At 69.0% G+C, this 13,194-nt stretch carries 10 protein-coding genes; 7 read left to right on the forward strand and 3 right to left on the reverse strand.

The window, feature by feature from the left end:
- Positions 1–338: 338 nt before the first annotated feature.
- From desA to ACIQU3_RS29810, 4 genes are read left to right on the forward strand one after another with little or no spacing between them, the layout of a single operon-like run.
- Entirely contained in the window at positions 339–1,781 is a 1,443-nt protein-coding gene (desA, locus tag ACIQU3_RS29795) for a lysine decarboxylase DesA (protein ID WP_403726606.1), read from the forward strand.
- Entirely contained in the window at positions 1,765–3,042 is a 1,278-nt protein-coding gene (locus tag ACIQU3_RS29800) for a lysine N(6)-hydroxylase/L-ornithine N(5)-oxygenase family protein (RefSeq protein WP_403726609.1), read from the forward strand. The genes desA and ACIQU3_RS29800 overlap by 17 nt, the downstream gene beginning before the upstream one ends.
- Positions 3,039–3,590 carry a GNAT family N-acetyltransferase gene (locus ACIQU3_RS29805; protein WP_403726612.1) on the forward strand — a complete coding sequence of 184 codons (552 nt, stop codon included), beginning with the start codon at positions 3,039–3,041 and terminating at the stop codon, positions 3,588–3,590. The genes ACIQU3_RS29800 and ACIQU3_RS29805 overlap by 4 nt, the downstream gene beginning before the upstream one ends.
- Positions 3,587–5,356 carry an IucA/IucC family protein gene (locus ACIQU3_RS29810; protein ID WP_403928654.1) on the forward strand — a complete coding sequence of 590 codons (1,770 nt, stop codon included), beginning with the start codon at positions 3,587–3,589 and terminating at the stop codon, positions 5,354–5,356. The genes ACIQU3_RS29805 and ACIQU3_RS29810 overlap by 4 nt, the downstream gene beginning before the upstream one ends.
- A 160-nt stretch (positions 5,357–5,516) precedes the next feature.
- On the opposite strand, the gene ACIQU3_RS29815 is transcribed toward ACIQU3_RS29810, so the two are convergent.
- Entirely contained in the window at positions 5,517–7,106 is a 1,590-nt protein-coding gene (locus ACIQU3_RS29815; protein ID WP_403928657.1) for a beta-N-acetylhexosaminidase, read from the reverse strand.
- Between the two features lie 94 nt (positions 7,107–7,200).
- On the opposite strand from ACIQU3_RS29815, the gene ACIQU3_RS29820 reads away from it, so the two are divergent.
- The gene (locus ACIQU3_RS29820) at positions 7,201–8,082 is read left to right on the forward strand and encodes a DUF4429 domain-containing protein (RefSeq protein WP_403726622.1); all 882 of its coding nucleotides are present in this window, start codon (positions 7,201–7,203) and stop codon (positions 8,080–8,082) included.
- Between the two features lie 9 nt (positions 8,083–8,091).
- On the opposite strand, the gene ACIQU3_RS29825 is transcribed toward ACIQU3_RS29820, so the two are convergent.
- Positions 8,092–9,657, reverse strand: a complete 1,566-nt coding sequence (locus ACIQU3_RS29825) for a fibronectin type III domain-containing protein (RefSeq protein WP_403928659.1) — start codon at positions 9,655–9,657, stop codon at positions 8,092–8,094.
- A 186-nt stretch (positions 9,658–9,843) separates the two neighbouring features.
- Between ACIQU3_RS29825 and ACIQU3_RS29830 the strand changes: the two genes are divergently transcribed.
- Complete coding sequence (locus ACIQU3_RS29830; RefSeq protein WP_030838058.1) at positions 9,844–10,101, forward strand: hypothetical protein; 258 nt, start codon at positions 9,844–9,846, stop codon at positions 10,099–10,101.
- A 12-nt stretch (positions 10,102–10,113) separates the two neighbouring features.
- The gene (glmS, locus tag ACIQU3_RS29835) at positions 10,114–11,931 is read left to right on the forward strand and encodes a glutamine--fructose-6-phosphate transaminase (isomerizing) (RefSeq protein ID WP_403726631.1); all 1,818 of its coding nucleotides are present in this window, start codon (positions 10,114–10,116) and stop codon (positions 11,929–11,931) included.
- A 506-nt stretch (positions 11,932–12,437) separates the two neighbouring features.
- On the opposite strand, the gene ACIQU3_RS29840 is transcribed toward glmS, so the two are convergent.
- The gene (locus ACIQU3_RS29840) at positions 12,438–12,965 is read right to left on the reverse strand and encodes a universal stress protein (protein ID WP_403726636.1); all 528 of its coding nucleotides are present in this window, start codon (positions 12,963–12,965) and stop codon (positions 12,438–12,440) included.
- Positions 12,966–13,194: the final 229 nt, after the last annotated feature.

Genomic DNA, 13,194 nt, shown 5'->3' on the forward strand with positions numbered 1-13,194 from the left:
GCTGGACTGGTACAACTACCACCGACCCCACACCGGAATCAGCGGCCACACCCCAGCCAGCCGCGTCACCAACCTGTCCGGTCAGCACACCTAGGACCTGTCGTTTGGATCATGCCGGCCCGAGCGGGGCGGCACAGCCACTCTCGGCCGACCTGATCCAAGCGACAGGCCCTCACCGCAACTCGCCGCGGCTACGCCGGGGCTGGAGTGACACGAGTGACCACAGTCACGGCGGAGCCCGCCGACCCCTCGATCAACTTAGGTTAGGCTTACCTAAGTTCTGGACGCCGGAGATCCGCCCGTCCCACACCGGACTGTCCCCACCGGAGGACCCCCACATGCGCTCGCACCTGCTCAACGACACCACCGCGGAGCAGTACCGCCGCTCCGTGACCGACGGAGTCGAGCGGGTGGCCGCCAAACTCGCCGCCACCGACCGGCCGTTCACCGGCATCAGCGTCGACGCCCTCTCCCCCCGCATCGACGAGATCGACCTCGACCGGCCGCTGCACGACACCGCCGCGGTGCTCGACGAACTGGAGGACGTCTACCTCCGGGACGCGATCTACTTCCACCACCCCCGCTACCTGGCCCACCTGAACTGCCCGGTCGTCATCCCGGCCGTGCTCGGCGAGGCCGTCCTGTCCGCCGTGAACTCCTCCCTCGACACCTGGGACCAGTCGGCCGGCGGCACCCTCATCGAGCGGAAACTGATCGACTGGACAACCGGCCGCATCGGTCTCGGCCCGGCGGCCGACGGCGTGTTCACCTCCGGCGGCACCCAGTCCAACCTCCAGGCGCTGCTGCTCGCCCGCGAGGAAGCCAAGAGCGACAGCCTGGCGAAACTGCGCATCTTCGCCTCCGAGGTCAGCCACTTCAGCGTGAAGAAGTCCGCGAAGCTGCTCGGGCTCGGCCAGGACGCTGTGGTCTCCATACCCGTCGACCACGACAAGCGCATGCAGACCGTCGCGCTCGCCCGGGAGCTGGAGCGCTGCGCGAAGGACGGCCTCGTCCCCATGGCCGTCGTCGCCACCGCCGGCACCACCGACTTCGGCTCCATCGACCCGCTGCCCGAGATCGCCGAGCTGTGCGAGCAGTTCGGCACCTGGATGCACGTCGACGCCGCCTACGGCTGCGGCCTGCTGGCGTCCCTGAAGCACCGGGACCGCATCAGCGGCATCGAGCGCGCCGACTCGGTCACCGTCGACTACCACAAGTCCTTCTTCCAGCCGGTGAGTTCCTCGGCCGTGCTCGTCCGGGACGCCGCCACGCTGCGCCACGCCACCTACCACGCCGAGTACCTCAACCCGCGGCGCATGGTGGAGGAGCGCATCCCGAACCAGGTCGACAAGTCCCTGCAGACCACCCGCCGTTTCGACGCCCTGAAGCTGTGGATGACCCTGCGGACCATGGGCGCCGACGGCATCGGGCAGCTCTTCGACGAGGTGTGCGACCTGGCCCGGGAGGGCTGGCGGATGATCGCCGCCGACCCGCGCTTCGACGTCGTCGTGGAGCCGAGCCTGTCCACCCTCGTCTTCCGCTACATCCCGGCGGCCGTCACCGACCCCGCCGAGATCGACCGCGCCAACCTCTACGCCCGCAAGGCCCTGTTCGCCTCCGGTGACGCCATCGTCGCGGGCACCAAGGTCGGCGACCGCCACTACCTGAAGTTCACCCTGCTCAACCCCGAGACGCAGGCGTCCGACATCGCCGCCGTCCTCGATCTGATCGCCGGCCACGCCGAGCAGTACCTGGGAGAGTCCCTTGACCGCGCGTCCTGAAAACCCGACCGCTACCCATGACTTCGTGGGCATCGGGCTCGGCCCCTTCAACCTCGGCCTGGCCTGCCTGACCGAGCCGATCGACGAGCTCGACGGCGTCTTCCTGGAGTCGAAGCCCGACTTCGAGTGGCACGCCGGCATGTTCCTGGACGGTGCCCACCTCCAGACGCCGTTCATGTCGGACCTGGTCACCCTCGCCGACCCCACATCCCCGTACTCCTTCCTCAACTATCTGAAGGAGAAGGGCCGGCTCTACTCGTTCTACATCCGCGAGAACTTCTACCCGCTGCGCGTCGAGTACGACGACTACTGCCGCTGGGCCGCGGGCAAACTGAGCAGCATCCGCTTCGGCACGACGGTCGCCGAGGTGACGTACGAGGACGAGCTCTACGTCGTGAGCACCACCGCCGGCGACACCTACCGGGCCCGTCACCTGGTCCTCGGCACCGGCACCCCGCCCCACATACCGGAGGCCTGCCGGGATCTGGGCGGCGACTTCCTGCACAACTCCCGCTATCTCGCCCACAGGGCGGAGCTGCTGAAGAAGGACTCGATCACCCTGGTCGGCTCGGGCCAGTCGGCGGCCGAGATCTACTACGACCTGCTCAGCGAGATCGACGTGCACGGCTACCGGCTGAACTGGGTGACCCGTTCGCCGCGCTTCTTCCCGCTGGAGTACACCAAGCTCACGCTGGAGATGACGTCCCCGGAGTACGTCGACTACTTCCGCGAGCTGCCCGAGGCGACCCGCTACCGCCTCACGGCCGAGCAGAAGGGCCTGTTCAAGGGCATCGACGGCGACCTCATCAACGAGATCTTCGACCTGCTCTACCAGAAGAACCTCGGCGGTCCGGTCCCCACCCGACTGCTCACCAACTCCACGCTGCACAGTGCGCGGTACGAGAACGGCACGTACACGCTCGGCTTCCGCCAGGAGGAGCAGGGCAAGGACTTCGAGCTGGAGTCACAGGGCCTGGTCCTGGCGACCGGCTACAAGTACGCCGAGCCGGAGTTCCTGGCCCCCGTCAGGGACCGCCTGGTCTACGACTCGCAGGGCAACTTCGACGTCGCCCGCAACTACGCGATCGACGTCACCGGCCGGGGCGTCTTCCTGCAGAACGCAGGGGTCCACACGCACAGCATCACCAGCCCCGACCTGGGCATGGGCCCGTACCGGAACGCGTACATCATCCGCGAGCTGCTCGGCAGCGAGTACTACCCGGTGGAGAAGACGATCGCCTTCCAGGAGTTCGCCGTATGAGCACCGGAACCGGCATCGGAACGCTCACCGTCCGCCCCCTCGACCCGCTGAAGGACGCCGAGCTGCTGCACGCCTGGGTCACCCACCCCAAGGCGGCCTACTGGATGATGCAGGACGCACAACTCCAGGACGTCGAGCGCGAGTACATGCGGATCGCCGCGCACGAGCACCACGACGCCTTCATCGGCCTGCACGAGGGCCGGCCCGCGTTCCTGATGGAGAAGTACGACCCCCGGTACGTGGAACTGGTCGGACTGTACGACCCGGAGCCCGGGGACGTCGGCATGCACTTCCTCGTCGCGCCGACCGACCGGCCGATCCACGGCTTCACCCGGGCCGTCATCACCACCGTGATGGAGGAACTGTTCGCCGACCCGCGCACCCGCCGGGTCGTGGTGGAGCCCGACGTCGCCAACAAGGCAGTACACGCGCTCAACGAGGCCGTCGGCTTCGTGGCCGAGCGCGAGATCGACAAGCCGGAGAAGCGCGCGCTGCTCAGCTTCTGCACGCGTGCACAGTTCCTGGCCGCCCGAGGAGTAGCCGTATGACCCTGTCCGACGCCGTAGCGCATCTGTCCCCCCACCGCTGGGCGCGGGCCAACCGCCTCCTGATCCGCAAAGCTCTCGCCGAGTTCGCGCACGAGCGGCTGATCACCCCCGAGCAGGACGGGGAACAGTACGTCGTCCGCAGCGACGACGGCCTGACGAGCTACCGCTACACCGCCACCCGCCGGGCCCTGGACCACTGGCAGGTCGACGCCGACTCGATCACCCGCCACCGGGACGGCACCGAAGTCCCGCTCGCCGCACTGGACTTCTTCATCGAGCTGCAGAAGTCCCTCGGCCTGAGCGACGACATCCTGCCGGTCTACCTGGAGGAGATCTCTTCCACCCTGTCCGGCACCTGCTACAAGCTCACCAAGCCGAAGGCCACGGCGGCCGAACTGGCGCGCGCCGGCTTCCAGGCCATCGAGGCGGGGATGACGGAGGGCCACCCCTGCTTCGTCGCCAACAACGGCCGGCTCGGCTTCGGCATCCACGAGTACCTGTCCTACGCGCCGGAGACGGCGAGCCCCGTCCGCCTGGTGTGGCTGGCCGCGCACCGGTCGCGCGCCGCGTTCACGGCCGGTGTCGGTATCGAGTACGAGTCGTTCCTGCGTGACGAACTCGGCGCGGAGACCGTCGAACGCTTCCACGGCGTTCTGCACGAGATGGATCTGGACCCCGACGACTACCTGCTGATCCCGGTCCACCCCTGGCAGTGGTGGAACAAGCTCAGCGTCACCTTCGCCGCCGAGGTGGCCCGCCGGCACCTGGTGTGCCTGGGCGAGGGCGACGACGAGTACCTGGCGCAGCAGTCCATCCGGACCTTCTTCAACCGGACCAGCCCCGAGAAGCACTACGTCAAAACGGCGCTGTCGGTCATCAACATGGGCTTCATGCGCGGCCTCTCGGCCGCCTACATGGAGGCCACGCCGGCCATCAACGACTGGCTGGCCCAGCTCATCGAGGGCGACCCGGTGCTCAAGGCCACCGGCCTGTCGATCATCAGGGAGCGCGCGGCCGTCGGCTACCGGCACCTGGAGTACGAGCGGGCCACGGACCGCTACTCGCCGTACCGCAAGATGCTCGCCGCGCTGTGGCGGGAGAGCCCGGTGCCGTCGCTGAACGAGGGCGAGTCCCTGGCCACCATGGCGTCCCTGGTGCACGTCGACCACGAGGGCGCGTCCGTCGCGGGCGCACTGATCGAGCAGTCGGGCCTCGCCCCGGCGGACTGGCTGCGCCGCTACCTCCAGGCGTACTTCACGCCCCTCCTGCACAGCTTCTACGCCTACGACCTGGTGTTCATGCCGCACGGCGAGAACGTCATCCTGGTGCTGAAGGACGGGGTCGTGCAGCGCGCGATCTACAAGGACATCGCCGAGGAGATCGCGGTCATGGACCCGGACGCGGTGCTGCCGCCGGCGGTCGAGCGGCTCCGCGTGGAGGTCCCGGAGGACAAGAAGCTCCTGTCGATCTTCACGGACGTCTTCGACTGCTTCTTCCGCTTCCTGGCGGCGAACCTCGCCTCCGAGGGGATCCTGGAGGAGGACGACTTCTGGCGCACGGTCGCGGAGGTCACCCGCGGCTACCAGGAGTCGATGCCCGAGCTCACCGACAAGTTCCGGCAGTACGACATGTTCGCACCCGAGTTCGCCCTCTCCTGCCTCAACCGCCTCCAGCTCCGCAACAACGAACAGATGGTCGACCTGTCGGACCCGTCGGGCGCCCTCCAGTTGGTGGGCAACCTGAGGAACCCGATCGCCGAGTTCTGACCCCACGGACGGACGCGCACCCCCGGTGTACGGTCCACCGGGGGTGCGCGTCTCTTGGGAACGCGGGGAACGGCGCAACCTTTTGGGGGCGCGGGGAACGTCGCAATCTTTTAGGGGCGCGGGGAACTGCGCGACCAGCCCCCACGCACCCGCAGACGACTCACCGCCCGCCGGCCCCCCAAGGAACCTGCGGCGACCGATACCACTCAATCCCCAGCGCATCCCACCGCTCAGCCTGCGCAGCAAGCCGCCCCTTGTACCGCTCCCAGTCATGCGACGAAGCCGGCGACCACCCCAGCTCGGCGACACCGGGCAACCGCGGAAACGCCATGAACTCCACATGCCCGGAGTTCTCCAGCGTCTCCGACCACATCGGCGCCTCAACCCCCTTCACCGCACCGCCCGGCACCCCCGGCAGATACGCCCCCGGATCCCAGTCGTAGGACCGCCGCACCTCGACGTACCCCGCCCAGGACAGCCCCAGTGGCGTCTCCTTCGTGTACTTCATGTCGAGGTACACCCGGTCCGCCGGGGACAGGATCAGCCCGGTCCCGATCTGAGCGGCCCTGGCGACCTGTGCCTTCTCCTCGGCACTGGTGCCGTCCAGCCCCCAGTACTGCGCGAGAGCCCCCTTCGCCGGGGTCGCCCCCGTCAGCTGGTGCCAGCCGACGACCGTCTTGCCGTACTTCGCGACGATCGGCTGCACCCGGTCCATGAACGTCACGTAGTCCTCATGGCTGGTGGAGTGCGCCTCGTCGCCACCGATGTGCAGGTACCTGCCCGGGGTGAGCGCGGCGATCTCGCGGATCACGTCGTCCACGAAGTCGTACGTGACCTCCTTGCCGACGCACAGCGAGCTGAAGCCGACCTCGGTGCCGGTGTAGAGCGGGGGCGCGACGCCGTCGCAGTTCAGCTCGGCGTACGAAGCCAGCGCCGCGTTGGTGTGGCCGGGCATGTCGATCTCGGGGACGACCTCCAGGTAACGGGAGGCGGCGTAGCGCACGATTTCCTTGTAGTCGGCCTTGGTGTAGAAGCCGCCCGGGCCGCCGCCGACCTCCGTGGAGCCGCCGTAGGTGGCCAGGCGGGGCCAGGAGTCGTTGGCGATGCGCCAGCCCTGGTCGTCGCTGAGGTGCAGATGCAGCTTGTTGATCTTGTAGAGGACGAGCTGGTCGATGTAGCGCTTGACCTGCTCGACGGTGAAGAAGTGCCGGGAGACGTCGAGCATGGCGCCGCGCCAGCCGTAGCGCGGGGTGTCCTTGATCGTGCCGCCCGCGACCAGCCAGGGGCCGGGCTGGACGGAGTCCTTCTCGACGGCCGCGGGCAGGAGCTGACGCAGGGTCTGCACGCCGTGGAACAGCCCTGCGGGTCGCGCGGCGGTGACGGTGACGCCGCTCCGGCCGCTGTCGAGCCGGTAGCCCTCGGTGCCGAAGGGGCCCTCGCTGAGGCGCAGCCGGATGCCTCCGGCTCCCCGGGTGGTGACGGGGAGGGGGTAGCCGGTCGAGGGGCGCAGGATCGTCGCGAGGTACTCGCCGACGCCCCTGGCCTCACGAGCCCCGTCGACGCGGATGTGGGTGCCGCGGGTGATCCGGTACGCGGATCCGCCCGGGACGGTGGAGGCGGGCGCGGGGACCACCCGGTCGAGCGGGGTGGGCGATGCCGCCGGTGCTGGGGCGGCCCCGGTCACCGAGGCGGCCAGCGCGACCAGCAGCAGGGGACCGAGCAGGCGGAGCGTTGTGCGGTGCTGTCTCACACGGCCATCTCTCACAAGCGTGTCCCTTCACGAGCCGTTGAGCTCCAGGAGGTCTGGACCACTCTCTCGTGAGTCGGGTGGAACAATCCACCCCATGGCGGAAATCATCCAGAAGGACGGCACGTGGGCCTTCGACGGGGACGCGCTGCGACTGACTCCCGGGCGGGACAAGAACGTCGGTCTGCTGCGCAGGGAATTGGGTGAACTGGTAGTTCCCTTAGGGGCGTTGGCCGGCATCTCCTTGGAGCAGGGCAAGAAGTCGGGACGGCTCAGACTGCGGCTGCGCGACGGTGCCGACCCCCTGCTGCACGCCACCGGCGGCCGGCTCACCGAGCCGCACGACCCGTACCAGCTGGTCGTGGAGTCCGACCGGTACGGCGTCGCCGAGTACTTCGTGGACGAGGTGCGCAGCGCCCTGCTGCTCGACCAGGTCCCCGCCGGCCCGGTCGACACGTATCTGTTGCCGGGCCCGTCGGTCCCCCTGTCGGTCTCCGCCGGGGACGGCACCGCCGGCTTCGACGGAGAGCGCATACGCCTGGAGTGGAACTGGAAGACGGAGGACGCCAAGGCCGCGGCCGGCACCCGCACGCTCGCCCTCACCGACATCACGGGCGTGGAATGGCACCCGGCGGCCGGTCTGGAGAACGGCCACCTGCGCTTCACCGTGCGGAACGCGCCCACCAAGGCCCCGCCCAAGTACGACCCCAACGCGGTGGAGCTGTGGGGCTTCAAGAAGGACCCGCTGATGGCGCTGGTCGCGGCGGCGGTCCAGGCCAGGCTCCCGCACCCGGCCCGGGCCGCCGCCGACCCGGAGAACGCGCGACCGGAGCCCCCTTCCGCTTCGGGCGCGTCGTCCGAGGCCGACCACGACGCCCTGCTGCGCCGCCTGCGCGAGCTCGGCGAGCTGCACCGCTCGGGGGTGCTGACGGACGAGGAGTTCACCCTGGCCAAGCAGGCGATCCTCAAGCGGATGTAGCGCTCGCGGCTACTTCGCCCGGCGCGCCACCGTGAAGTGGTCGACCCGGTCACCGCTCTCGGCGATGCCGCGCACCGTCAGCGTGGCCAGGTGCCCCTTCGGGGCGGGGGTGACGTCCACGCGCAGGAAGGAGTAGTCGAGGTAGCGGACCCGGGACCAGGCGACGGTCTCGTCCTGCTTGCCGCCCTCGACGTTGACGAACGAGGCGACGGAGTCCACGTCGTGTTCATGGCCCTCGTACGACAGCGGGGCGCTGAACGCGTAGAGACCGCGGCCGGCCGCACCGGCCGTCACGTACACCACGCCGTCGGTCTCGGGGTAGGCCGTGCCGCCGATCGGGAGTTTCCTGGCGACCTTGTTCGCCTTGATGACGTCGGTGCGCTCGTACTGGTGGTTGTGGCCGTTGATGACCAGGTCCACGGTGTACTTCTCGAACAGCGGCACCCACTCCTGCCGGACCCCTCCCTCGGAGGCGTGGGAGGTGGAGGTGCAGTAGGCGCAGTGGTGGAAGAACACGACGATGAAGTCGACGTCGCGGGAGGCCCGGTACTTCTTGAGCCGGGCCTCCAGCCAGGTGGTCTGGGTGCCGCCGGAGATGCCGAGGTTGGCGGGGATCTCGAAGGAGATGTCGTTGGCGTCGAGCGAGATGACGGCCGTGTTGCCGTAGGTGAAGGAGTAGACGCCCGGCAGGTTCTTCTTGTCGGGGCCGTTGTCCGGCAGCGTCCAGCGGGCCTCCTCGCCGCCGTAGCCGTTGGGCGAGTACCAGGCCTCCATGTCGTGGTTGCCGTAGGCGGGCATCCACGGCACGGATTTGGCGACGGACTCGGTCTGGGCGAGGAACTGGTCCCACACACGCGAGTCGAAGCCGGTGTCGTCGGTCCTGCCCTGGCCGGCCGGGTCGCCGTACGCGATGTCGCCCGCGTGCAGGTGGAACGCCGGGTTCTGGCCGAGCAGCAGGCTGTTGTTGGCGAGCGCGTGGTAGCTGACGCCCTCGTCACCGAAGGCCGTGAAGGTGAACGGCGCCTTGTGCGCGGGGGCGGTGGTGAACGTGCCGAGCGTGCCCAGCAGGTGCGGTGCGGCCGGGTCGAAGCCCTGGTGGCCGACGCCGTAGTAGTAGGTACGGCCCGGCTTCAGGCGACTCAGCCTGGCGTGGACGTAGTACTGGGTGTGGTTGCCGCTCGCGCCGACACCGGCGGGCGTGAAGAGGGTGCGGACCTCGGCGTCGATCCTGCGGGAGAGGTCCAAGGGGTGGGCGCCGATCCGGATGAAGGGCTTCTTGACGGCGACCGGGACCTGCCAGGAGACGGTCATCTCCGTGCGCGGGTCGGCACCGTAGGCGAGGTGGCGGCCGAAGGGGGCGACGAGCGCGCCGTCGACGGCCTCGGCCGCCGGGGCGGTGCGGGGAGTCGGCACGGCGGCCCGGGCGGTGGCACCGGGCACGAACGCGCCACCCGCCACGGCACCGAGCGTGACGCCACCGCCCCTGATCATCGTGCGCCGGGAGAATCTTGCGCGCAGGTAGTCGTGCTGCTCGGCCATGCTCATGCGCTCGGCGAGCCGCTGGGGTACGCCCATACGAGGAGTGTCCATGGCGCCCAAAAATCGACGCCCCGGGCAACGGGCTGCCGGACGTCCGGTGGACTTGTCACGAACAAGCACTCATGACACGTTCAACGTTCCCCCAAGGACTCCCCACAGACATCTGCCCGAAATCGGGCAGGAATCTTGCGAAAGCGTCCTCGGTACCTCAGGATCTAGCGAGTGCACGACGAACTCGTTGATCACCTGACGCGGTCCACCGCCCTCGGCCGGGGCGAGGCGCTGCGTGTGATCCAGGACGTGCTCGCCTACTTCGACGAGACGACCGAGGAGTACGTCCGTCGCCGCCACCGCGAGCTCCAGGCCCAGGGCCTGGTCAACGCGGCGATCTTCGAACGGATCGAGGCGGACCTCAAATACCGCGCCGTGGCCCCGCCGGAGCTCTCGCTCCGGCAGCTGCGGCGCATCGTCTACGGCTAGGAATACGTATACATGTGCGGAATCGTCGGTTACATCGGGAAGCGTGACGTCGCGCCCCTGCTCCTGGAGGGCCTGCAGCGCCTGGAGTACCGCGGCTACGACTCCGCGGGCATCGTCGTCACGTCCCCGAAGACGTCCGGCCTGAAGATGGTCAAGGCCAAGGGCCGCGTCCGCGACCTGGAGGCCAAGGTCCCGGCCCGCTTCAAGGGCACCACCGGCATCGCCCACACCCGCTGGGCCACCCACGGCGCCCCGTCCGACGTGAACGCCCACCCGCACCTGGACGCCGAGGGCAAGGTCGCCGTCGTCCACAACGGCATCATCGACAACGCCTCCGACCTGCGCCGCAAGCTGGAGGCGGACGGCGTCGAGTTCCTCTCCGAGACCGACACCGAGGTCCTCGTCCACCTCATCGCCCGCTCGCAGGCGACCAAGCTGGAGGACAAGGTCCGCGAAACCCTGCGGGTCATCGAGGGCACGTACGGCATCGCCGTCATGCACGCCGACTTCCCCGACCGGATCGTCGTCGCCCGCAACGGCTCCCCGGTCGTCCTCGGCATCGGCGAGAAGGAGATGTTCGTCGCCTCGGACATCGCCGCGCTGGTCTCCCACACCCGGCAGATCGTCACCCTCGACGACGGCGAGATGGCCACCCTCAAGGCCGACGACTTCCGCACCTACACCACCGAGGGCACCCGCACCACCGCTGAGCCCACCACCGTGGAGTGGGAGGCCGCCTCCTACGACATGGGCGGCCACGACACGTACATGCACAAGGAGATCCACGAGCAGGCCGACGCCGTGGACCGCGTGCTGCGCGGCCGCATCGACGACCGCTTCTCCACCGTGCATCTTGGCGGCCTGAACCTGGACGCCCGCGAGGCCCGGCGGATCCGCCGCGTGAAGATCCTCGGCTGCGGCACCTCGTACCACGCGGGCATGATCGGCGCCCAGATGATCGAGCAGCTGGCCCGCATCCCCGCCGACGCCGAGCCGGCCTCGGAGTTCCGTTACCGCAACGCGGTCGTCGACCCCGACACCCTCTACGTCGCGGTGTCCCAGTCCGGCGAGACCTACGACGTACTGGCCGCCGTGCAGGAGCTCAAGCGCAAGGGCGCGCGCGTCCTGGGCGTGGTGAACGTCGTCGGCTCGGCGATCGCCCGTGAGGCGGACGGCGGCATCTACGTGCACGCCGGACCCGAGGTCTGCGTCGTCTCCACCAAGTGCTTCACCAACACCACGGTCGCCTTCGCCCTGCTCGCCCTCCACCTGGGGCGCACCCGCGACCTGTCGGTCAGCGACGGCAAGCGGATCATCGAGGGCCTGCGCAAGCTGCCCGGCCAGATCGCCGCGATCATGGAGCAGGAGGAGGAGGTCAAGAAGCTGGCCCTGCAGTTCGCCGAGGCCCGCTCGATGCTCTTCATCGGCCGTGTCCGGGGCTACCCCGTGGCCCGCGAGGCCTCCCTGAAGCTCAAGGAGATCTCCTACATCCACGCCGAGGCCTACCCCGCCTCGGAGCTCAAGCACGGCCCGCTGGCCCTGATCGAGCCGGCCCTGCCGACGGTGGCGATCGTGCCCGACGACGATCTGCTGGAGAAGAACCGCGCCGCCATGGAGGAGATCAAGGCCCGCAGCGGCAAGATCCTCGCCGTGGCCCACCAGCCCCAGGAGAAGGCCGACGAGACGATCGTCGTCCCGAAGAACGAGGACGAGCTGGACCCGATCCTGATGGGCATCCCGCTCCAGCTCCTGGCGTACCACACGGCGCTGGTGCTCGGCCGCGACATCGACAAGCCGCGCAACCTGGCCAAGTCGGTGACGGTTGAGTAGGTGACCCCCTTTTAGGGGCGCGGGGCCGTATCGATGTGCGGCTCCGCCGCGTGGGCGCGAAAGGCACCCGGGCACCCGCGCATGCCGCTCAGGAAAACGGACCCCCACGTGCTGCCACCATGCACGGGGGGTCCGTTTCATCGCCGGGAAGCCGCCCGACTCCCCGGCGTCGGCTGCCGACTCAGCCGGTGGCCGTCACACCCCGGCCGGCAGCCCGCCGCGGCCGACTCCGGCCGCGCGCTGGGCGATTGACACGGCGTCAACACCTGACACGCCGTCGATCGGAGCGGTGCGGCTCGGCCAGAAGGCCAACAGGGCGACGTCCAGGGCGAGTCGACCGGCCACGGTCGTGATTCCGCTTCCCGCGGAGACCTCTTTGTTCACGGCGGGCTCCCCTCGCGCATGCAGTGGTGCGCTGTTCCGTATATGCCCTTCACAAGGGCACAAACACCTCTGCGCGTAGGGGAATCCGCGCGACGCACAAGGGAGTTGCTGCTGCGTGAACGTCAGGGGATGACGATGACGGGCCGCTGCGCCCGCTTGGCGAGCCGCCCCGCGACCGAGCCGAAGATGCGGCCGACGATGCCGTGGGTGGAGCCGACGACGATCGCGTCGGCCTCGTACTCGCGGCCGACCTCTTCGAGTTCGTGGCAGATGTCACCGCCGCGCTCGACCAGGATCCAGGGCACCTCGGTGAGATAGTCCGCACAGGCCAGCTCCAGACCGAGCACCTCGGTGCGGTGGTCCGGCACGTCCACGAACACCGGCGGCTCACAGCCGGCCCACACCGTGGTCGGCAGCCGGTTGGCGACGTGGACGATGATCAGGCCCGATCCGGAACGATGGGCCATCCCGATCGCGTAGGCCAGGGCGCGCTCACTGGACGTGGAGCCGTCGAAGCCGACGACGACCCCGTGCTTGAAGGCGGGATCGCAGGAATGGCGTGGCTCTTCCGCCGCCAGGGGCTCGGCCGCCGTGGGATCGGCGACGGGCCGCTTGCGGTCCGCTGGTTCGAAGAATTCGTGACCGGCCATGGCTGTCTCGGCGTCGTGATCCTTATACGGGAGGGACAACATGTGCGGCGGAGCTGTGTCCGGGAATGGTCTTCCCAACCCCATACCCCCAAGGGTACGGCGGCACGCCTCCTTAGCCCAGATCCCGCTTACTGTGCGTGCGGGTTCCAGGGAGCATGCACGAGGCACCGCCCGTAACGCAATGGTTGCTGCGCTGTACAGGCGGTTTGCACGGGATTCAATGACCCGT

The organism is Streptomyces sp. NPDC101110 (assembly GCF_044759525.1).
Taxonomy (GTDB): Bacteria; Actinomycetota; Actinomycetes; order Streptomycetales; family Streptomycetaceae; genus Streptomyces.